The sequence below is a fragment of the Paenibacillus uliginis N3/975 genome (assembly GCF_900177425.1).
Taxonomy (GTDB): Bacteria; Bacillota; Bacilli; order Paenibacillales; family Paenibacillaceae; genus Paenibacillus_AQ; species Paenibacillus_AQ uliginis.
This window is the reverse complement of sequence record NZ_LT840184.1, coordinates 3382226-3403936: the sequence shown is the minus strand read 5'-3', so window position 1 is coordinate 3403936 and position 21711 is coordinate 3382226. Positions and strand designations below refer to the sequence as shown.

23 protein-coding genes are annotated in these 21711 nt (G+C 44.4%); 14 read left to right on the top strand and 9 right to left on the bottom strand.

The window, feature by feature from the left end:
• The first annotated feature begins 57 nt into the window (after nt 1-57).
• The 7 genes from B9N86_RS16015 to B9N86_RS15985 all read left to right on the top strand — a co-directional run bounded on the left by B9N86_RS16015 (nt 58) and on the right by B9N86_RS15985 (nt 5374).
• A complete protein-coding gene (locus B9N86_RS16015) occupies nt 58-246 on the top strand; it encodes a hypothetical protein (RefSeq protein WP_208914172.1) in 189 nt (62 codons plus the stop codon).
• Nucleotides 247-475: 229 nt separating this feature from the next.
• A complete protein-coding gene (locus B9N86_RS16010) occupies nt 476-892 on the top strand; it encodes a DUF2500 domain-containing protein (protein ID WP_208914171.1) in 417 nt (138 codons plus the stop codon).
• Between the two features lie 93 nt (nt 893-985).
• Entirely contained in the window at nt 986-1735 is a 750-nt protein-coding gene (locus B9N86_RS16005) for an SDR family NAD(P)-dependent oxidoreductase (RefSeq protein ID WP_208914170.1), read from the top strand.
• Between the two features lie 121 nt (nt 1736-1856).
• On the top strand, nt 1857-2807 hold the full coding sequence (locus tag B9N86_RS16000) for a helix-turn-helix transcriptional regulator (RefSeq protein WP_208914169.1): 951 nt from the start codon (nt 1857-1859) through the stop codon (nt 2805-2807).
• A gap of 64 nt (nt 2808-2871) precedes the next feature.
• Nucleotides 2872-3417, top strand: coding sequence for a DinB family protein (locus B9N86_RS15995; RefSeq protein WP_208914168.1), 546 nt, complete (start codon nt 2872-2874; stop codon nt 3415-3417).
• A gap of 211 nt (nt 3418-3628) precedes the next feature.
• On the top strand, nt 3629-4294 hold the full coding sequence (locus B9N86_RS15990; protein WP_244562720.1) for a copper resistance CopC family protein: 666 nt from the start codon (nt 3629-3631) through the stop codon (nt 4292-4294).
• 3 nt (nt 4295-4297) lie between these two features.
• Nucleotides 4298-5374 carry a copper resistance D family protein gene (locus B9N86_RS15985; RefSeq protein WP_208914166.1) on the top strand — a complete coding sequence of 359 codons (1077 nt, stop codon included), beginning with the start codon at nt 4298-4300 and terminating at the stop codon, nt 5372-5374.
• A gap of 75 nt (nt 5375-5449) precedes the next feature.
• Here the strand turns inward: B9N86_RS15985 and B9N86_RS15980 are convergent, their stop codons facing one another.
• The 3 genes from B9N86_RS15980 to B9N86_RS15970 form a co-directional block, all read right to left on the bottom strand.
• Nucleotides 5450-6817 (bottom strand): ABC transporter substrate-binding protein, encoded by a 1368-nt coding sequence (locus B9N86_RS15980; RefSeq protein ID WP_208914165.1) that lies wholly within the window; start codon nt 6815-6817, stop codon nt 5450-5452.
• Nucleotides 6818-6933: 116 nt separating this feature from the next.
• Nucleotides 6934-7758: a carbohydrate ABC transporter permease gene (locus B9N86_RS15975; RefSeq protein WP_208914164.1), complete on the bottom strand. Its 825-nt coding sequence runs from the start codon at nt 7756-7758 to the stop codon at nt 6934-6936.
• Entirely contained in the window at nt 7755-8729 is a 975-nt protein-coding gene (locus tag B9N86_RS15970; protein ID WP_208914163.1) for a carbohydrate ABC transporter permease, read from the bottom strand. The genes B9N86_RS15975 and B9N86_RS15970 overlap by 4 nt, the downstream gene beginning before the upstream one ends.
• Nucleotides 8730-8916: 187 nt before the next feature.
• Here B9N86_RS15970 and B9N86_RS15965 point away from each other — a divergent pair, with 187 nt between their 5' ends.
• Together B9N86_RS15965 and gerQ are read left to right on the top strand one after the other, a co-directional pair.
• On the top strand, nt 8917-9339 hold the full coding sequence (locus B9N86_RS15965) for a cell wall hydrolase (protein ID WP_208914162.1): 423 nt from the start codon (nt 8917-8919) through the stop codon (nt 9337-9339).
• A 62-nt stretch (nt 9340-9401) separates the two neighbouring features.
• Nucleotides 9402-9878 carry a spore coat protein GerQ gene (gerQ, locus tag B9N86_RS15960; RefSeq protein WP_208914161.1) on the top strand — a complete coding sequence of 159 codons (477 nt, stop codon included), beginning with the start codon at nt 9402-9404 and terminating at the stop codon, nt 9876-9878.
• Nucleotides 9879-9944: 66 nt separating this feature from the next.
• On the opposite strand, the gene B9N86_RS15955 is transcribed toward gerQ, so the two are convergent.
• Complete coding sequence (locus B9N86_RS15955; protein ID WP_210190584.1) at nt 9945-11801, bottom strand: alkaline phosphatase; 1857 nt, start codon at nt 11799-11801, stop codon at nt 9945-9947.
• Between the two features lie 336 nt (nt 11802-12137).
• On the opposite strand from B9N86_RS15955, the gene B9N86_RS15950 reads away from it, so the two are divergent.
• Both B9N86_RS15950 and B9N86_RS15945 read left to right on the top strand, forming a co-directional pair.
• Complete coding sequence (locus tag B9N86_RS15950; protein ID WP_208914160.1) at nt 12138-13454, top strand: hemolysin family protein; 1317 nt, start codon at nt 12138-12140, stop codon at nt 13452-13454.
• 148 nt (nt 13455-13602) lie between these two features.
• Nucleotides 13603-14091 (top strand): hypothetical protein, encoded by a 489-nt coding sequence (locus B9N86_RS15945; RefSeq protein ID WP_208914159.1) that lies wholly within the window; start codon nt 13603-13605, stop codon nt 14089-14091.
• A 48-nt stretch (nt 14092-14139) separates the two neighbouring features.
• On the opposite strand, the gene B9N86_RS15940 is transcribed toward B9N86_RS15945, so the two are convergent.
• Together B9N86_RS15940 and B9N86_RS15935 are read right to left on the bottom strand one after the other, a co-directional pair.
• On the bottom strand, nt 14140-14949 hold the full coding sequence (locus B9N86_RS15940; RefSeq protein WP_208914158.1) for a DUF4367 domain-containing protein: 810 nt from the start codon (nt 14947-14949) through the stop codon (nt 14140-14142).
• On the bottom strand, nt 14930-15517 hold the full coding sequence (locus tag B9N86_RS15935; RefSeq protein WP_208914157.1) for an RNA polymerase sigma factor: 588 nt from the start codon (nt 15515-15517) through the stop codon (nt 14930-14932). Before B9N86_RS15935 ends, B9N86_RS15940 begins: the two co-directional genes overlap by 20 nt.
• Before the next feature lie 106 nt (nt 15518-15623).
• On the opposite strand from B9N86_RS15935, the gene B9N86_RS30995 reads away from it, so the two are divergent.
• Entirely contained in the window at nt 15624-15704 is an 81-nt protein-coding gene (locus B9N86_RS30995; protein ID WP_425298614.1) for an MHYT domain-containing protein, read from the top strand.
• A 369-nt stretch (nt 15705-16073) separates the two neighbouring features.
• Here the strand turns inward: B9N86_RS30995 and B9N86_RS15925 are convergent, their stop codons facing one another.
• Nucleotides 16074-17303 (bottom strand): aminopeptidase, encoded by a 1230-nt coding sequence (locus B9N86_RS15925; RefSeq protein WP_208914155.1) that lies wholly within the window; start codon nt 17301-17303, stop codon nt 16074-16076.
• Between the two features lie 137 nt (nt 17304-17440).
• Nucleotides 17441-18673, bottom strand: a complete 1233-nt coding sequence (locus B9N86_RS15920; protein ID WP_208914154.1) for an aminopeptidase — start codon at nt 18671-18673, stop codon at nt 17441-17443.
• Between the two features lie 151 nt (nt 18674-18824).
• Between B9N86_RS15920 and B9N86_RS15915 the strand changes: the two genes are divergently transcribed.
• Nucleotides 18825-19097, top strand: a complete 273-nt coding sequence (locus B9N86_RS15915) for a hypothetical protein (protein ID WP_208914153.1) — start codon at nt 18825-18827, stop codon at nt 19095-19097.
• 120 nt (nt 19098-19217) lie between these two features.
• On the opposite strand, the gene B9N86_RS15910 is transcribed toward B9N86_RS15915, so the two are convergent.
• Nucleotides 19218-20573, bottom strand: coding sequence for a TrkH family potassium uptake protein (locus B9N86_RS15910; RefSeq protein ID WP_208914152.1), 1356 nt, complete (start codon nt 20571-20573; stop codon nt 19218-19220).
• A 76-nt stretch (nt 20574-20649) separates the two neighbouring features.
• Between B9N86_RS15910 and B9N86_RS15905 the strand changes: the two genes are divergently transcribed.
• The gene (locus B9N86_RS15905; RefSeq protein ID WP_208914151.1) at nt 20650-21579 is read left to right on the top strand and encodes a DMT family transporter; all 930 of its coding nucleotides are present in this window, start codon (nt 20650-20652) and stop codon (nt 21577-21579) included.
• Nucleotides 21580-21711: the final 132 nt, after the last annotated feature.

The window sequence follows — 21711 nt, the reverse complement described above, 5'->3', positions numbered from 1 at the left end:
AAATCATGTTACTATAAAAGTGTAAAGAAGAGGTAATAACAAATAGGAGTGATTGAGATGAGAATGGAAACAGATATGATGACAGTTAACTTGCTTCGCCTGTGCTACAACTGTGATGATGCCCACTTGTGTGAGACTGAAGAACAGTGTAAAGCCTGCTGGACTGAACTTGGACTTCTTCCGATCGAAAACGAAAATGAAGGACAACGCGAAACCAAGGCATTTCTGCAAATGATTCATGAGTAATTCTCCGATTAACCGAATATGGAAGAAAAAGAGTCAACTTTTGACCTAAAGCTGGTGATTTGTAGCGATACAAACATCAGCTTTTTGTTATGTTTACCCCCTTGTCCAACAGCAAACGAGTTTTTTTTCCGAATCCTGAGTTAAAGTTGTCTTAATCGGCGCATATAATCTAACGAAGACAAGGAAGTCAGGTGGAATTAGGATGCTAAAAGACGGAAGGGGGAGCCGTATGGGATCGGAAACATATTGGATGTTCGATTTTTTCGGCAGTGTTATGCCTGTGGTTTTTGTTGTTGTGCTTGGTATTATACTACTGTCAGCAGGTAAAGGCATTATGCAATGGAACCGAAATAACAGGCAGCCGCTGCTAACCGTGGATTCTCGAATCGTCAGCAAAAGAAGCGAGGTTACACACAGCCGTCATCCGGATGACAGCATGGCTAGCCGTTCCCGGACTTCCTATTACCTGACTTTTGAAGTAGAGAGCGGAGACCGGATGGAATTTGCAGTCACTGGAGAAGAGTTTGGAATTTGTGCAAAAGGAGATGAGGGAAGATTATCTTTCCAAGGGACTCGATATTACAGATTCGAGCGTTATCCCCGATTACACCGTGAACCTGTCCGAGGATTTGAAAATCATAAATAAAAGACTTTTGGACTGTTTCTCTCCTTGTTATATAATAATGAACACAGAACACAAGTCCCAGGTCAGTGCGCAAACACAAGGAGGAAACAACCCATGAAATTTAAAAACATGACCGTTGTCATAACGGGTGCAGTCAAAGGCATTGGTCTTGGACTAGCGCATGGCTATGCCGCCGAGGGGGCCAAAGTTGTTCTCAGCGACAGGGAAGAGGATGAAGGCCGTCAAGTTGAGCAGGCATTGCTCCAAGACGGCTTTTCAGCATTCTTTACCACTTGTGATGTTCGCAAAGAAGAGGATGTGGTCCATTTGATGAAATTTGCTTATGAAAAGACCGGGAGTATTGATATGGTCATTAATAACGCGGGTGTATCACGCTGGAAATCGCCCTATGAATTGACTCTGAACGAGTGGGATGATGTGTTAAACAGTAATGCCCGCAGCTGTTTTCTTGTCTCCCGCGAAGCGGCCAAGTATATGAGAAACGCTGAGAACGGCGGCTCCATTGTAAATTTATCGTCAACCCGTTCGGTCATGTCGGAGCCGAATTCCGAAGCTTATGCCGCTTCAAAAGGAGCGATCGTGTCCTTGACTCATGCGCTTGCCGTCAGTCTGGGGCCAGACGGAATCAGAGTCAACTGTATCAGCCCAGGATGGATTGAGACAGGGCAGTACGACGAATTAACAGAGAGGGATCATGCACAGCATCCAGCCGGAAGAGTTGGAAGACCCGATGATATTGCACGAGCCTGCTTCTATCTAACAGATCCTGAGAATACCTTTGTTACCGGCTCGCATTTGGTTGTGGATGGCGGAATGACTCGAAAAATGATATACGAAGAATAATGATTAACACTATTAAATATTTATAGAATGAATTAACGAGAATCGCATTTCCGGGATTCTGGAAATTGATAGATAGAATACATATTTCTAATGGTTAAAAACATGAAAGGATGCAGCTGTTGTGAACAAAACAGACCGTCTGCTAGCAATCATTCTTGAGCTGCAGCGCAACCGGGTGCTGCGCGCAGAAGATCTGGCGGCTACATTTGAGACGAGTAAAAGAACGATATATCGAGATATTCAAGCGCTGTGTGAGGCTGGAGTGCCTATTGTAGGTTCTACCGGTCTAGGATATTCCTTAATGGAAGGATACTTTCTTCCGCCACTGAGTTTCACGGTGGAAGAAGCTGTTGCGCTGCTGATTGGTACCGGCTTTATTGAGCACAAGTTGGATACCGGCTATGGGAAACATGCTCAGAGCTCCCGAAGTAAGATTGAGGCTGTCTTACCGGACAGCGTCCGGAAAGAAGCAGCAAGAGTACGTACAACCATGAGACTTCTTGCATCCGATAAATCATCAGAGAATAGTGTTCGTGAGAAAGAATATGTTGAAGCTTTGCGCCGAGTTATATTAGAAAAACGCAAGGTATCCTTCAAGTATACCAAAGTCCACTCCACAGCTAGTGAGAGTCGTCACAGCATTCGCACCGTTGCTCCATATGGTCTTGTGCTTGTTAACGGTTCGTGGGTCTTGGTTGGGCATTGTGATTTAAGACAAGAACTTCGCCATTTCCGTTTGACGCGGATGCAGGAACTTTCCGTTCTTGAGGATCAATTCACTTTTCCTTCTAGTTTCAATTTACAAGAATATGCACCGATGGATGATCGTCACATTACAGTTCGGATTCAAGCAGATCGGGGTATTGCACATAAAATTAAGGAATGTAACAACTTTTACTTAGAAGAATTTTCGGACATCATAGATGGCTTGCATGCCACCTTCCGAGTACGCCACATTGAGGAGCTGCTGCCATGGCTACTTCAATGGGGAGCAGACATTGTCGTACTGGAGCCTGATTCTTTACGAAATCGGGTTCGAGAAGAAGCTGAAAAATTGTTGAGACGCTACTGACATAACGCTGTCAGTAGCGTTTTTATATGATAAAGCCAAATGATGAGAAGGAGATGTTATATCTATGAATACTAATGATTCTTTACACAGATTGGAAGAACTCACAAATGTCTACCTTGATGAATTATCGGGCTTTAGTGAGGAGCAACTAACAAGAAAATCCAATGATGAAGAATGGTCGCTTGGACAAATGTACGTTCATTTGATTCAGTCAGCTATGTTCATGCAGATTCGAAATATAGAGTTATGCATGAGCTCAAGCGGGGAGGAGAGTACTTTAACAGGTGAAAAAACGGAGGCAGGTAAGGCTATATTTGCACAGGGAAGCTTTCCTCCGGTACGAATTCACGTACCGCCTTCACCACAATATACTCCAGCCCAGCCGAAAGATAAGGAGCAGATCGTGGAGGGACTTCACAAGGTGCTGCAACGCATGAAGGAGATCGAGCCCGCTCTGACTAAATTATCACTATCTCAAACCGTATCACATCCTCATTTTGGCGCCCTAAACGGAAAGGAATGGTTCTTGTTGGTTGAGATGCATTACCGTCATCATTTACTGCAGAAAGACCGATTAAAGAAGAATCTAGAAGATGTCGTAAGAAAATAGGATTAACCAATGAAGATTTCAGCTTAATTAAAGCTGGGGTCTTTTTTGTTAAAATGTTTAACATAAAAAATATTATGTAAACTATAATCCTTACATATCCGATGTGTTTTTAATTATTCACAAATTGCTCATTAGCTTTGCTAGCATGTCTTTGTTATTATGAGGAAGATTAAAATTTTAAATAGTTCTCGTCAAAGAAGGAGGAACATTGTTGAAATCATTCAAATCCGTAATCATACTGTTTTCTATGCTACTTGTTTTTGCTTTTCCAGCAGGCACTTGGGCGCATTCGAAACTACAATCAAGTATTCCCGAAGCTGATGCTAAAGTGACCGAAGCCGTGCAAGATCTCAGCTTGTCGTTTAATGAAAAGATTGACTCAACATTAAGCACATTAAGTATTAAAAATGATAAGGGTGAAAAATTGGATACAGCAGAGGTAAAGGTTGAAGAGAATCTTTTAAAAGCTTCTTTGGAAAAACCTTTGGACTCCGGGTCCTACACAGTGGAGTGGAAAATCGTTGGTCGTGACGGTCACCCTGTGAAAGGTACTTATGCTTTCCAAGTAGAAGCCCCAAAAGAAACTCCAAAAGAAACTCCAGATGCAGTAAAAGATAACGCTGATGAAAATACTACGGATAAGCAAGAGAATGCAGCCGGCGATACAAATACAGATCAAGAGAAACCGGATGAAACTCCAACCCCAACGAATACGGATGAAGCTGCTGCAGCCGATAACACACCTGCCGAACAGCCTCAATCTTCATCGGGTGCTGATGAATCGGGATCTGGAAATACCTTATGGATTGCGATCATTGTGGTCATAGCTGTTATTGGAGTCTACTTTGCTCTTAAACAATCCCGGAAAAAACGGTGATCTATGTACTGGATTAGTGAGCCGCTGCTATATTTAGGATATTCACTATTGGCGGGCATTACCGTTCTTTCCTTCATACCAGAATCCAAGAAACCAGAAATCAAATTTCCAGTCTGGCTTGGACCTGTCGCTGCTCTCAGTGTAGCTTTATGCGCCTTTATACCGATTCTGCAGATCATCATGTTTTTTAAGGACGATGTTGGATTTTCCCAATCGTTTGAGGCGGTTATGTTCTCCTTCAGGGAAGGGGAGAGATACGCCTGGATTGCCGGACTTTCTATTCTAATGGCTGTACTAACGGTTATTGTCCATCGAAGACCAAAGGCTGCCATGCGTTGGCTGTTGCCTATTTGTTTATTTGGGATCTCCGCCGCGATGTCTTCGTTCAACCACGCGGCTTCCTTGTTCGGATTTAAAGGTGAAATGGCCTTTTTTGGGCATTTTACCGCCATGGCTGTATGGACAGGGACACTTCTTATTGTTGGCTGGTTTAATAGAGGAACGGAAGGATGGGGCGCTTTTCTAAAATGGTTCCATCCCTTAGCGATTATCTGTGTTCTTCTTGTCGTGGGCTCCGGACTGTTTCTCATGAGTGGAGTGACACCTGACCTCGTTAACAGTTGGGTGCTGCCATATGGTCAAGCACTCTTGATCAAACATATTCTGATTATCCCGCTTCTTGTATTTGCCTTTATTAACGGGAACCTGATGAAAAGAAAGCTGATTCGTGACCAGGGGTTTAGACCCGCCATCTGGGTAAGAAGCGAAGGAGTCATACTCTGGCTGATCTACATTGTGACGGGGTATATGAACCAACAGCCTGCACCACATGATCAGACTGTATCATTAACCACCTCTGATGCTGCCACCATATTTAAATGGTTACACCCTGGTTTCGAAGGAAAGCCGCTAAGCTTTGGTTGGAGCTTGCCAGGCCTATTACTGCTTCTGATCGGGCTTGCGCTCTTAACATTTATGGTAACTCTGTTTAAGCGAAATAAGCGTGCTAGTATCGTTCTCCTGACCGGGTTGGGTGCAGCGGTTGCAATATATTGTGGAATCATGTTTTCTTTTAGATAATATTATGAAACACAGACAAAAGGAGTGTCCTAAAGGTCTATTGACCTGGACACTCCTTTTGTCGTTGATGAGAAGTTACTTCACAGTTTTATTATAAATTTCGATTTTGGATGTTATTTCTGCAGCTGCTTTATCCAATGCTTCCTGTGGTGATTTTTGTCCATTTAATACTTCTTCTATGGCCGTTTCCGTGATTTGTCTAGCCTCAGGGAATACGCCCATGACAGCACCTTGAGTGGCTAAATTCGGTTCTGTTTGATGGAGTTGGTCGACGGCAGTTTGGAACTGAGGGTATTTCTCTAGGTTTTCCTTCACAATGGGTTCGTCATAGGCTTTGGTGGTTACCGGGAAATAGCCTGTATTTACATGCCAGTAAGCTTGTGTTTTCGGTTCGGCAAGGTACTTCATGAATTCCCAGGCACCTTTTTGCTCAGCCTCAGACTTGTTGCCAAGCAGCCACAGGCTTGCTCCGCCGATGATTACGCCGCCTTTGCCACCGTTTGACGGTTTAGGCAAGAAGGCTGTTCCAACTTCGAACTTGCCTTCAGAAGCGCTGACGATGCCGCGTAGGGAGGCGGTAGAGTCCAACGTCATGGCAACTTGTCCAGCAGCAAATGCTATTTTAGTGTCATCGGTTTTACGTCCAAGGTTCAGAAGGGATTTATCATTAAGCATTCCTTTCCACCATTCGAGCGTCTCCACACCAGCCTTACTGTTTACCTGAGAAGCTGTTGAAAGCGAACTGCGACCGTTTCCGTTGTTCAGCAGCTCAGCGCCTTGGTTGGCAAAAAACTGCTCCATAAACCATCCGTAAATTGCAAAGGAGGCGCCTGTTATTCCGTCTTTAGTCAACTTCTTAGCAGCTGCAGCTACTTCCTCGTAGGTTTTTGGAGGATTTTCCGGATCCAACCCAGCAGCTTTAAAGGCATCTTTATTGTAATAAAGAATCGGGTTGGACGAATTGAAAGGCATGGAGTACAGCTTGTCATCGAAAGTGTAGTAATTTTTAATATTTGGCTCAAGACTGGAGATATCATATTGTTCAGCATCTATAAAATCTTGAACAGGCTTAATCGCTTTGGTATCCATCATGAAGCGGCTACCGATTTCATACACCTGGATCATCGCCGGACCGCTGTCTGAGCCAAGAGAAGCCTTCAGCTTGTTCAAGCTTTCATCGTACGTTCCCTGGAACACACCCTCTACCTGAATATCCGGATGCGCCGCATTGAAGTCCGAGATTAGCTTGTCCGCTACTTTTCCGAGATCCCCGCTCATGGAATGCCACCACACAACTTTTACAGGATCCTTGGCGGTTCCAGAGTCAGCGGCAGCGGCTGTTTCAGCAACTTTCGGTGAACCGTTGCTTCCACAGGCTGAACTCACAATCATCATACAAGCGAGCAGAAGCAGGGTGAAGGATCTTTTTCCAATACGTTTCATGATCGTTAATCTCTCCCTTTGAAAATATAGTTTGTATCTATATCAACATTACGTAGCCAAATGCAGCTGGCCCCGCAAGACTGATTTCTCATATCCTTATCGCTTGAGCACCAATATTACCCTTTTAACGCTCCTGCAGTAATACCGCGAACGAGCGGTTTAAGTCCTAACGCAAGCAGTAGCAAGGAAGGGAGCAGCAATGTAAGAACCCCTGAAAGTATAAGGTTCCACGAATTCATCTCTTCGAATTGAAGCATGCCGATACCGATCTGAACGGTACGCATCTCCTCCCGGTTGGTTGTTAACAGCGGCCATAAGTACATGTTCCAGTTGTTTAGAAAAGAGTAGACACCGAGCGTGGCGATACCTGGTAGGGATAACGGTATCACCAGCTTTAGGAACATCCGCACATGTCCGCAGCCATCCACTCGGGCTGCTTCGAACAGCTCTTTTGGCAGCTGCAAAAAGTACTGTCTCAGTAGAAATGTCCCGAATGCGGAAGCGACAAAAGGAACAATGAGCCCTTGATAAGTATCAAGCCAGTTGAGGCTTTTTACCGTAAGGTAATTAGGAATCATAATGACTTCCCAAGGAACCATCATGGTGGCCAGAAACAGGCTGAATAACAGCGTTTTTCCAGGGAATTTGAGAAATGCGAAGGCGTATGCAGCAAGGCTTGCCGTTATGATCTGTCCTGCCATGATTACGCAGGATACGATCATGCTGTTCCCAATGAATCTAAGAACCGGAATGGTATCGACGACCTTGATGAAGTTGGACATATTCAAAGCATCCGGCAGTATTGGCGGTGGATACACGGCAGATTCTGCTTCACTCATCATGGAAGTAGACAGGGTGTAGAGGAGAGGGAAAGCGACGAGAAGTGAGCAGACCAGCAGAGCCAGGTAGATAAAGCTTTTTGGCAGGAGACGCATGCTCATTGGTAGTGCACCTTCTTTTCAACGAATTTGAACTGAGCGACGGTGAGCAGAAGGATGATAGCAAACAGGATCAGCGCTTGAGCACTTCCTATACCGAAACGAAAGTTAATGAATGCATCCTGATAGATGTTGTAAACCATCACATTCGTGCTGTTCATCGGACCACCCTTTGTCAAGATGTTAATCTGTCCGAACGCTTGAAAGGAACCTATAACGGATACGACCAGCGTAAAGAAGAGAGTAGGGGAGATGAGCGGCAGCGTAATCCGGAAAAATGTTCGTATCGGACCTGAGCCGTCGATTTTTGTGCTGTCATAAATATCGTCGGAGACGCCCTGCATTCCGCTCAGTATCAAAATATAGTTGAAACCAAGATTCATCCAAACTGTCATCAAGGCAATGGACAGCATCGCCCATTTCGGATCGGTCAACCATTGTACCGGCTCAATTCCGATGAGGTGCAGGAAATAGTTAAGTATCCCTAGGGTTGGGTGGTACAGGATCATCCAGATCATCGAGCCGGTACCGACAGAAACAGCCATCGGTAATGAAAATATGAACCGGAACACTTTCATCCCCTTCAGTCTGTTGTGGGTTAAAGCTGCTAGGAGAAGAGCGGCAGCGATGCCGGCAGGTACCGTCAGCACGATAAACAGCATAGTATTCGAAAAACTCTTGAAGAACATATCGGATACCAGAATCTGCTTGAAATTGTCTAGACCGACGAATTCAGCCACTCGGCCTTGGGGATCGGTTAGAAACAAGCTGAGGTACACTGATTTAATGAGAGGATAGAATAAAAATAAACCGAACAGCAAAATCGAAGGGGTCAGTAATGCGTACGCCAACGTAATTTCTTTACGGCGGATTTTTTTGATCGATGTGCCGCTTGCCTTGGTAAGCAGTTCTTGCTCATGGGTTGAAGACGTCAGAGAGTGCCTCGGAGGAGAGAGCATGTATTCTTTTTCCATGGATTTGCATTACCTCACTTTCATGCTTGGCCTTACTTATATAAGAGTATAGAATCCAGATATTAAATCTGATGGGGATTTGTGTATGGCGAAAGTAATTTATATAAAACCTTTTTGCCTGTTGTCACCTCTATGGGCGAATGCACATAAGATACATGGTGAAAACAAGGAAACGAGGAGGAGAACTGTGGCCGTTATCAAAGCGAATTCATCAGATGTGGATTTATTGGCAAGATTGATTCGTGCCGAGGCGGAGGGAGAAGGGGAACAGGGCATGCTCATGGTCGGGAATGTTGGAGTAAACCGGATCTTGGCGAATTGTCTGGACTTCCTTAATATCCGCAACATGAATGACATGGTGTTTCAGAGTCCGGGCGGATTTGAAGCGACTCAGAAGGGTTACTTTTATCAGAGAGCTCGGGATAGGGATAGAAGGCTAGCTCAGCGTACCATCAATGGGGAACGCACCTGGCCTGCGAATAACGCTTTGTGGTTTTTTAGACCGGTAGGGGAATGCCCACCAACTTGGTATAACCAGCAAAATACCGGTCGGTTTAAGTCTCACTGCTTTTTCAGACCTACTTCCGAAGATTGCCCGAATGTGTATTAATAGCGTTTTGTATCCCGAATGTGTATTAATAGCGTTTTGTATAATGAAGGAGGAAATTACTTATGTTAAACCATGGAAATGCACCTGTGAACTATACGATTGGTAATGGATATCCAGGTATCCAGCAAGGCTTTCAACAAGGCTTTCAGCAAAGTGGTCATCCACAGCAAAGTCGTGGTATGGCTCCTAATAACACTAAGATGCCTCCACAAGTAATGAGTGGTGCTCCTATGACACCAACGGGTCAAGTCATTCAGGCTCCACCGCAGTTCGAGCAGTCCTATATTGAAAATATTCTCCGTCTGAATCTTGGTAAGCAAGCTACATTCTACATGACTTATGAGAATAACTCCCAATGGAACGCAAAAATATTTACAGGGGTTATAGAAGCAGCTGGCCGCGATCACATCATTATCAGTGAGCCTCAAACGGGCCGTCGAATCATCCTTCTTATGGTGAACCTTGACTATGTCGTGTTTAATGAGCCTCTGACATATCAATATCCTGGAGTGGCTGGCACCCCTCCAATGGGAAGATAAAAAAGAATTTAAATCAGGAAAAAGCCGTACATCTCAGTCAGATGTACGGCTTATTGTGTAACAAAGTTATTTCTTAACCTTCTCCTTAACCGGATCTAACTGCAATGCTGTCATCATTTTTCGGAATACTTCAGTATTATCCATGTATCCGCTAAAGAAAGAGGCTCCGGGACCTGATGCATTGATCGGCACATCGTCAAACGTGTGAACCTCCTGACCTTCATCATGAGGAAGGTTGCCATTGTAATGCACTCCATTTGGGTCCTTATCCGGATTAGCAATGTACCATGACTTGTCAGTCACATTCGGGTCTTGGATCGTTGGACTTACCGGTTTCGGATTTGTCATGTAATCTTCATTGTGATCCGGGTGGTTACCCCAACCAATGGCTAGTTTCCAATCGGAATCCGGTTTGTCGGGGAAACCGTCTCCATCGGCATCCTTATAGGTCGGGAATTTCGAATCCGCATAGGTGCCGATTAGCTCGCGGAGCTCATCACCTTTTTTGCCGGCAGCATCTTTTACGGAGAATGTACCGTTTAAAGTCATGGAGTGGCCATGGTCGGCTGTTACAATAACAAGTGTTTCTGGGTGCTTGCGAACGTACTCCTTGACGAGTCCCACGGTCTGATCAAATTCAATCGTATCCCAAATCACTCGTTCCATATCCATGGTATGTGCCTGTTTGTCAATCGAAGCACCTTCGACCATCAAGAAAAAGCCGTTTTTGTTATTATCAAGTACGTCTAGTGCTTTTGAGGTCATTTCCATCAAAGTAGGCTGGTCATTATACGTTCCAACGATGTCGGGATTATTAGGCTGTGTATATTCACGGTCGAAATATACGTTCATGTTGCTTGGACGGAACAGACCAAGAAGCTTTCCGTTGGCTGAAGTTTTATTCAGCTCCTTAGCGTTCGTAACATATGAATACCCTTGCTTTTTGTACGCATCAATAAGATTGGTCTGATCTTTACGTTTACCACCATCAGAAGCAGGAAGGAACCATTCTCTACCGCCTCCAAGCAGCACATCCGGACGATGGAGAGGATCCAGAAAGGACTTGGCAATAAACTCTGATTCATACCGTGAACGGGTATGTACAGTCATAGCAGCCGGTGTTGCATCAGTGATGTCTGCTGTCGTTACAAGACCTGTAGACATCCCTCGTGTACGTTTTAGCAGCTCAATAATGTTCTCAACTTTAGGATCATCTAACGGATCGGCTGTATTGTCAGGGTAAACACCCTCTGCGTTAACTGCTGTTTTATGACCTGTAGCATAGGCTGAGGCGCTATTGGCAGAATCTGTAACGATAGAATCCATACCTGACGTGGTAACCATACCCATGGAGTCCATGTTCTCCATTTCCAGCCAACCTTTGAACTTGCCTTCATTTATTCCTTTTGAAACAACGCGTGCAGCGGTTCTTATGTTAGAGCTCATTCCGTCGCCTACCATAAGAACGACATTTTTCGCTTTTTTACCGTTGCCAATGGCTTGATACACTTCATAATTGACCGTTTTAGTCAACGTTTTTTTCTTGTGATTGGCGGAGGCTTTAACGGAAATACGTTCCGGTTTTTTAAATGATATATCGCGGATCGTATACTCCGTGCTATTCGCTGTGGTGTGCGTAATGACAGGCTTTTTGCCAAAATATTGGCCAGCATCCTTGCCGTTAATAAGCACCTGCAGTGGTTCTTTGCTTTCTATACCTGTAATTTCTACTCTAAAGTCCAATTTTTGACCTGCCAATATAGCAGCTCGATCAATAGGCAAAATCGTAATGACTGGTGCAGTGGAAGCCTGTTGATTAGCGCTTATTCCTTCTGCATGAGCGGGGAGTGGAGCCGTTCCCCCGAATGCAGCTGCCACTGTAAGTAAGATAGCAGCCATACGTGTTGATCGATTGTTTTTCACACTAGTTCCTCCTTAAAAGGTGTCTTCGAATCTAGTATGAAGGCCAATTATTAAGAGAGCATCAAATTGGTGTAAACGAGTGTTAAATGACGATAATCAAAAAACAGCTTGTAACAACGCGGTTTTATGTCATAACAGAGCGTTTGACTGTGTATCGTATAACTATATAATTACTTATATAGGTTGTTTACGTTAAAAAAACAAGGAGATGAGACCATTGGGAAGTTGACGCGTTGTCCGATTACGTTGTTATGCGTTATGGCCCCACACATTTTTAATAACCGAAGGAGGTGTTCCTATCTGTCTTAGTAGTTCATACGGCGGATAGGAGAACGATTGAGTGACCCTTTACCGAGTTGGTTGGGAATATCCTTGATATTGTTTTTAGTATTACTAAATGGTTTTTTTGTATCGGCTGAGCTGGCTTTCGTAAAGGTCAGAGGCAGCCGGATTGATGCACTTGTTGAAGAAAGAAAGAAGAACGCAAAAATAGCCCAGCGGATTTTGCGCAACCTGGACGCTTACTTGTCCGCTTGCCAGCTCGGCATTACGACTTCATCGCTTCTACTTGGATGGATCGGAGAACGTTCTATTGCGTCCATGATAGCTCCATGGTTTCAAGTATTAGGACTTGGAGACACAGTGCTACATGTGGTGTCTATTGTGATTGCATTTGCGTTTATCGCAGTGATGCATATCGTATTAGGCGAACTCGCACCCAAAACAGTTGCTGTCCGCAAGGCGGAAACGATAATCATGTTGTCAGCAAGACCGATGGACATCTTCTATAAAATATCGTATCCGGTTATTTGGTTAGTTAACAATTTATCGAACGGTCTTCTGCGCTTGTTCCGGATGACACCTGTCGTTGAACGGGGAACGGCTCACACAGAGGAAGAACTGCGTGATCTGATGAAGGAAAGCAGTGAGATTGGTCTGATCAATGATACGGAACTGACCTTGGTAGATAATATTTTTGAATTTGCGGATACAACAGCAAGAGAGATCATGATTCCTCGTACGGATATGATCTGTTTATACAGCAATCTGTCCATGCAGGAAAATCTCGAGATCGCCCATGAGGGAATGAGGACCCGTTACCCGATCTGCGATGAGGATAAGGACCATATTATTGGATTTATTCATATTAAGGATTTAATGCGGGGATATGTCCGGGACCAGATTTCACTTATTCGCCCGATCATCGCGGTTCCTGAATCGATGAAGATTAGTGAACTGCTGAAGCGTATGCAACGGAGCAAAACGCAAATTGCGATTCTGATCGATGAATACGGTGGTACGTCCGGCCTTGTTACTCTGGAGGACATCATGGAAGAAATTGTTGGTGAAATTCAGGATGAGTTTGATGAGGAGCGGCAGGGAATTGAAATCGTGTCTGAGGATGAGTATTCTATTGATGGGTTGATGTTGATCAACGAAATTAATGGCCATTTTGGTCTGGATGTGGATACAGAGGATTATGATACGATTGGTGGTTGGTTGTCTTCCCGACTGGAGGTCATCCTTCCGCATAAAGGTCAGTCATATTCTTACGGCGAATATTTATTCGTTGTGGAAGAGACGGAAAATAAACGAATATCCCGCATTACTTTGCTGAAACAGCAGGTGATACAGGAGGAGGCCGGCGCATAATATATGCGATGGCACTAAGAAGACAGCGGCTTATAGCCGTTGTCTTTTTTTAAATTGATACTAAAAATGAAGAAAAAGACATTTCTTTGTCGTATGGGTATGTTAATATATGGATGTTCGATAAAATCATGAGAGAAAAGGTGATGTTATGTCAAACGTAAAGAAGCTTTCACGCGTAATACCGGCTTTTACAGCAACTTTGTTGGTCAGCTTGGCGATTGCAGGTGGCGCATCCGCTGATACGACAGAAGACAAAATAGCCGGGGCATTAACGACTCCACCTCCAGTTGAGATGAACATCATGAACGTAAATCCAATGAATTCATATTTAATCGATGCGGTATCTTCTATTCGAAAAACTAGTTCTGGAATGGATATATCAGGAAATACATACGCAAGTCAGACCGCAAACTCGATTGGTGTAGATTTTTTTCTTCAACGCTGGACGGGCTCCGTCTGGGTAGAAGTCGCAAGTAGTTCCGGTAGCAGTACAAATTCTAACAGTTATTACGGGACAAAGTCTTTTAGTGCAATCGAAGGTTATTATTACCGTGGAAAAACGATACATTTTGCTACGGTGAATGGCAAAACTGAAACGCAGGTCATGTATACAGAATCATTGTTAATGGGGAACTGATTCAATTATAATAAAGGGCGTACCCGATAATGGGTACGCCCTTCATCATTATGGTAAGCTGTTAGCCATTCTTAGCAGCTCTTCCTTGCTCATTTCACCAACGATTCGAATCATTACACCATTGTGTGTAAATTGTATAGAACTGGCGATGCCTTTTGTGTATAAGGCTTCTGTTCCTGAATTAAGCTGAAAACTCTCAGAAGATGGTGAGCTGAGGGTGCTGACTGAGACGGGACCGTTAATTATATTGATATATGAAATGTTCAGAATCTTGCCGCTCTCGGACACATATTGAATAGCAATGTCATTAATCGATGCTTCTTCGTTTATCGGAGCCACAAGTACATCATGGAACTTATATCCTTGAGGAATGTACTCGAAATCCGAGTACGTAAACGTTAACCTTGACTTAACTTCTTCTAATGTCAAATTATTGTCTTCCGCAGAACTGCTCCACAAAACCTCTTCGCCTAAATTTTCGTATATTTCTCCTGACCTTCCAGGTGGTGGACTCGTCTTTGGCACGGTATCTGTTACCGAATCATCCTTACCAGATATAATCGTTACGATACCGTCACCCCATTCCTTGATTTGCTGATAAATTGGTGATACGGCCTGAGTAATCGTTGGCGGAGAAAATAAAATTGCTCCAATAGCCATAGAAGCGGCAATAATCCCTGCCATTTGAAATCTGCGTCGGCGTTGTTTACGTCTAGATTTACTCTCAAGCTGCTGCTTGACCTGTAGCCAAGATTCCCGTTTGGTGTCATGATCAGGAGTAGAGGAATGAGAAGCAGCACGCTCAAAAGCCTCATCAAAAACTTCGTTAAACCAATCATCATATTTTTCGTTGTTCATCCATAACACCCCACTCCCTATATAGCATTTTCTTAACAGATTCCCTGGCTCGGAATAGACGCTGCTTCACAATGTCTTCCCGGGTATTCAGCAGCTCGGCGATTTCCTTATAGGTTAATCCGTGCTTCCAGCGGTACTCGATGAGCAGCCGATATTCGGGCTTCAACTGCTCTAGATATTTCTTAATGGATTCTTCCATCATTTTGGACTCTACCTGATGTTCAACATTAGTGGAAGAAGCAACCAATTCCTCTTCACTTATAAAAACACGGTCAACATCGACTTGGTTACGGTATTTTTTATTTTTTCTTAAATAATTCATTGTTGTATTTTTAGAAACCACTCGTAACCAAGCTTTTAATTTGTTTATATTATCAAAAACCGGCTTGCTTGTTATTACTTTAATGAATGATTCTTGAATAATGTCCTCAACAGCAGCGTGGTCCCGGAGCACATACATAATCTGTCCGTAGACCAAATCATAAAATTCATAATAAACCTCTTCCTGCATAGGTTCACTTATTTCATTGAAATCTGCTGCGAGGAGTAATTGCAATCGGTTAGACACGCGTTATTCTCCTCTCTGGTGAATCCTCTTGCTAATCCTCTCATTATTTTACATCATTTTCGTATTAAGCGCCCAATATTTTCTAGTTAGAAATATTTCAGTTGGAATGTTAGCGATGAAGTTTGACTACCCTGTAACCTATGATCTTGCACTGCTTATTATTTCTCTGATGTTGCAATTCAGATGAAGGCTCTGTTTCCTTATAGATGAAGCGGATCAGCAGTGAGAACGCACTGGAGACGCCGAAGTACCATATGACGATTCAGGTATTGGAACGTAGATGCTGCTCGCAGAACAGAATGAGGTTAACTGCAGGATGACGAGGAAAATGCCGGATAAATTGAACTGTTACATTTGTAACGGTTACAAGTGCGGAGTGGTTTGGAAGGAGATGGAGCCGTGAGGCTCCTACGATATGGATCAGTTTATGAAATTGTACAATCAGTTGGCTACTTCGCCATCTTTTTTTTTGGGTTAATTAATATTCAATCCGCTCAAACCAAAGAGACCGCCGTTAAATCGGCGGTCTCTTTGGTTGTGAAGCAGACAGAATAGATTAAGCCCAGTTTCCGTTAATAAAGATCGGTTCTTCCTGACCATCATGGGTAATGCCTGTAATGTTCAATTCTTTGGAACCCATCATGAAGTCAACGTGAGTTATGCTTGCATTCAGTCCGCTTGAGGCAAGCTGATCGGCAGTCATCGTTTTTCCGCCTTCAAGGTTGAAAGCATATGCGCTACCGATGGCCAAGTGGCAGGAGGCGTTCTCGTCAAACAAGGTTGTGTAGTACAAAATCCCGCTCTCCGAAATAGGTGACGCATAAGGAACCAGAGCAACCTCGCCCAAATAATGTGATCCTTCATCCATTTCAATGAGACGGGCAAGCGTATCTTGGCCTTCTTCAGCTGAATATTCTACAATCCGTCCATCTTTAAACGTAATTGAGAAGTTGTCGATAATGTTTCCGCCATAACTTAGTGGCTTCGTGCTGCGTACGGTCCCGTTAACTCCGGTTTTTAGAGGAGCTGTGAATACTTCTTCTGTCGGAATGTTCGCTACAAAACGATCGCCTTTTTCATTGTGACTTCCCGCTTGGGCCCAAATATGTCCTTCGGGTAGCTCAACTGTCAAGTCTGTGCCTTCGGATACGAAATGAAGCTTGTGGTACTTCTTGCTGTTGAGCTCATCCGATTTATGCTGCAATGTATCGATATGTTTCTCCCATGCAGCAATCGGGTCTTCCTGGTCCGCACGAACCGCTTGGAAAATAGCATCCCACAGCATGTCGACTTGTTGATCCTGCGGAGCATCGGGGAAGACCTTTGCTGCCCAATCTGGTGATGCAAAAGCAAGTCCGGTCCAGCTCATCTTGTCCGCCTGTTGATATTGCCGGTATTTGGCCATCGCAGCACCAAAGGTTCGTTGGTAATTGGAGATGCGTTCTGGATTTACACCTTTCATGAGATCCGGATTTGCCGAAAGAATGGTCATGAAGGCAGCACCGTTCTCCGCTAGCTCTGTCATTTCCTCAGCCTGGTACTTCGGCGGCTCCAAGAAAGATTCGCCCGGAGCCAGATCGTAACGGATCCGGTTTACCACTTCGTCACTGTAATTGACTTTGACCAGCTTGGCACCAGCTTCGTACGCTTTTTTTACGACGAGACGAACGAGTTCAGCGGCTTCAATCATCGCGTTAACGACAAGAATTTGATCTGGTTGAACATTCGCTCCAACCTTAACGGCCAGTTCAGCGTAACGCTCCAGTTTTTGTTCAAAAGTAAGCATGTAAGAACCTCCAAATTGATGATTAGTAAACTCATAAATCAACCTCAGGTCAATAATAGGGCAGTAGAGGTGTTAGTCATTACAACACAGCAGCCGTCACTCCAAAGAGATGAGGCTGCTGTGAACGTGATATTGAATTAAAATGCCCAGTTTCCGTTACGGAATACAGGTTCTTCTTTTCCATCCTCGGTAATTCCGTTAATGTCCATGTCGCCTGAGCCGATCATGAAATCAACGTGAGTTACACTTGTATTCAGTCCATGCTTAACCAGGTCGTCCTGAGACATTTCCTTTCCGCCCTCCAGGCAGAAAGCATAAGCACTTCCGATTGCCAGGTGGTTGGAAGCATTCTCATCAAATAGTGTATTGTAATACAAGATGTTCGACTCTGAAATCGGAGACTGGTGTGGAACAAGAGCGACTTCGCCGAGATAACGAGCACCTTCATCCATATTGAGCAGACGCTCAAGTGTTTCATAACCTTGCTCAGCCGTAAAGCTGACAACTCGTCCGTTCTCGAAGGTAAGTGAGAAATTATCTACGATATTACCTGCATAGCTTAGCGGTTTGGTGCTGCTTACCGTTCCGTTAACGCCTGTCTTCAGAGGAGCTGTAAATACTTCCTCTGTTGGCATATTCGCAACAAAGGCGTGACCCTGCTCGTTAATGCTGTCTCCTTGTGCCCAAATATGACCTTTTGGCAGTTCAATGGTCAAATCCGTGCCTGGAGCTATGTAATGCAGAGCCTTATATTTCTTGGCGTTCAGGACTGCCGATTTCTCTTCAAGTACGTTCAAATGGCGGTTCCAGGCTTCCACCGGATTCTCTTGATCTACACGGACCGTGTGGAAAATGGCATTCCAGAGCTTGTCCATCTGCTCAGCTTCAGGTACGTCTGGGAATACTTTCGCAGCCCAAGCAGGGGAAGGTACGGCAATTAGGCACCAACTGAATTTATCAGCTTGCTGATAGGCACGATACTGCTTCATAGCTTCTCCACGTGTCTTGTAGAAGTTCGCAATTCTTTCTGGATCGATACCGTTCAGGAGATCCGGGTTCTCGGCAAGTACATGAAGAACTGCTGCACCGTTCTCAACAAGCTCAACGATTTCACCGACAAACCATTTTGGTTTTTCCGTAAACACGTCATCAGATGCTTTCTCATATTGAAGCCGGGTTAAGGCTTCATCATTCCAGAGCACTTTGACCAGGCGGGCACCCGCTTCATAAGCCTTTGCGGCGATTAAGCGGATAAATTCAGCGGATTCTACAGGTGCATGGACAACTAAAGTCTGCCCTTTTTGTACATTGACTCCTACTTTGACAGTCAGTTCCGCATACTTGTCCAGGGATAATTTAAAGTCGGACATGAGGTACCCTCCAATTACATTTTATTTAAAAGCAATAACCACATTATACTAAATTGCCGCTCAGATGAAAAACATTAATCGATCCACATAAAAAGTGATATACTGAGTTTTATGAGCAACATTGTTAAGCATTTTGAAGGAGAGTGGACCTATGTCACAGGTTACCATCGATCGTGCAGGTATGCAGCGTGATGAGGAGAATAATTTTATAGGATACACCGTATTTACCTTGGAAGGACAAACTTCTGCTTATGAGATCACATTTATGAGCAAGAATGGACGAGACTGGGATTACAGTCTGAATTTCGCCGGTGAGCCGGGTCCGGAGGAGCAATTTCTGAAAGTTGACGCTCAAATTGAAGAGAATGACGAACTGTTTGACGATCTGCTGGATGCTGCTATTGATGCCGGCGGATTCGCATAAAGCTCTAGTCTCAGTCCCATTGTAAATCATCAGGGCTGATCACAAATAAACCGTCCGTCTCCCGTGAGGGAAGCGGACGGTTTGTTCTGTGATTCAAAGGGCGTCATGTCTGTAAAATGATTAGCCAATAATGATTTTGCCTTCCGGATGACGGTACAAGTCCTTATAGCGTCTGCGGTTCAGCGCGTATGCCAGCGTCAGTGGTCCTAAACGTCCAAGGAACATGACCAGCGCAATAGCTATTTTTCCAATCTCGGACAGCTCGGTTGTCAGTCCCATAGACAGTCCGACTGTACCGAAAGCGGACACGGTTTCAAACAGAATAGCCAGAAAATCACTGGATTCCGTCGCAGACAAGAACATGGAAAACCCAACCAGAAGCAGCAATGATAGTATGGTCAAGGTGACCGCACGATAAACGACTGCTTGAGAGATACGGTTCCGGAACAGCACTACATCACGTTTACCCTGTATCATCGTGATAACGGCACCAATCAGGACGGCAAAAGTCGTTACTTTAATACCTCCACCCGTTGATCCGGGAGCGGCACCAATAAACATCAGCATAATCATGAAAAATTGGGATGATTGCTGCAGTCCACCAATATCAATCGTACTGACTCCCCCTGATCGTGATGTAACCGATTGGAAGAAGGAGGCCATAATCTTCTGCGGGTAAGAGAGTGGACCGAGTGTTGCCGGATTATTAAATTCCAAAATAAACAGCATCAGCGCACCGATAACAATTAGCAGTGATGTTACGGTAAGGACTACCTTGGAATGCAGAGAAAGCTTTCGGCACTTAGGATATTCAATGACATCAAACATGACGATAAATCCAATCCCACCTAGAAAGATAAGGGCCATATTAATGATATTGAGTATCGGATCGGTGCCATAGGTTGCAAATCCAGTGAATGGACCATGAATGCCGCCAAACAGATCGAACCCTGCGTTATTGAAAATTGAGACACTCTGGAATATGCCAAGGTAAGCAGCATCGGTCAGCGGCATCTCCGCCCAAAAACGCAAAGTGAGTAGTAATGCGCCTATCCCTTCAATGGTAAATGCATAGACGAGAACACGACGGATCAGGTCGACAATTCCTTGGATCTGGTATTGCCCCATCGCTTCCTGAAGAATCATTCGTTCCCGTAGAGATATTCTGCGGTTCAACATCAGCGCGATCCATGTCGCGGAGGTCATAAATCCAAGACCTCCAAGCTGAACAAGCATCAGCATGACAATTTCTCCAAACATTGACCAATGCGTACCGGTGTCTACTACGGTGAGACCTGTCACGCTGATGGCGGATACAGCCGTAAAAAACGCATCGATCAGTGGTGTCGGCATACCACTTTCTGTAGAAATCGGCAGCTTGAGCAAGAATGTGCCGAAGAGCGTAATGGAAAGAAAACCGATAGCTAAAAATTTGGGAGGGCTCATTTTAGTTCGTTGCTGCTTTGTTGTCTTCATAGCGCTACAATTAATCTCCTTACAATAAAATAAATCATTCTCTAATAATACACGAAAGGTGAGACATTTAACCATCATGAATCCAGAAAAACCGCCAATTCCAGTAGCTATTCTGCTTTTTATCGGAATAACTGCTATTTCATTCTCATCTATTTTTGTGAAGTGGTCCGATGCGCCTGTGTCGATTCAAGCCATGTACAGGCTCATTCTCACCATGCTCTTCATGCTGCCTTTTGGAATCAAATATATTTCGCAAGCCCGCAAACTTAAAGGAACAGACATATTGAAACTTATGGCTTCCGGTATGATGCTGGCGGTTCATTTTCTGCTATGGATGGGTTCACTGCAATGGACTAGTGTTGCAAGCTCAACGATCATTCTGGCGCTTCAGCCGGTTTTTGTGATGATCGGAGCTTATGTTTTCTTTAAAGAGAGAACATCTGTCTCTGCGCTATCCGGGATGGGAATCGCTTTTCTTGGCGTGTTCCTGCTGATCGGTAAAAGTGGAATGAGCGGTACAGGTAGCCATCTGACAGGTGATTTAATGTCACTGTTCGGAACGGGAGCGATCGCGGCACATATGCTTCTGGGGCAAATGTTGCTTAAACGGATACCTTCATTTCTTTACAGCTGGTTTGTATTTGTTTTTGCGGCATTGTTCCTGGCTGGTTACAATGTGTTCTCAGGGATCCCGCTAACAGGATATGCAGCTAAAGAGTGGGGAATATTCGCCCTGCTTGCTGTCGTGCCAACGGTATTCGGCCATCTTCTATTTAATTGGCTTATGCGTTATTCATCCGCTTCAACGGTATCGATGAGCGTTCTTGGGGAACCGGTGGGAGCAAGCCTGCTCGCGTTTCTCCTTCTTAACGAGTCTATGAATGGTCTGCAGGCTGCCGGGGGTGCACTCGTGCTGCTTGGACTCATCTTGTTCCTAAATGTCCGACCATCCAAGAAAGCTACAGCCGTAGCTCCAACCGATCTGCAGACAGAGAGTTTGGGCTGAATTTTCGAACACCTTAAATAAAGCGCCAACGATCAGCTTTTGATCGGGGGCGCTTTTTCTGAATATTGGAATTTATAAGTTTCATGCATAAATAATCTAATATTCCTCGCAGAAACGTAACCGTCTTTATAA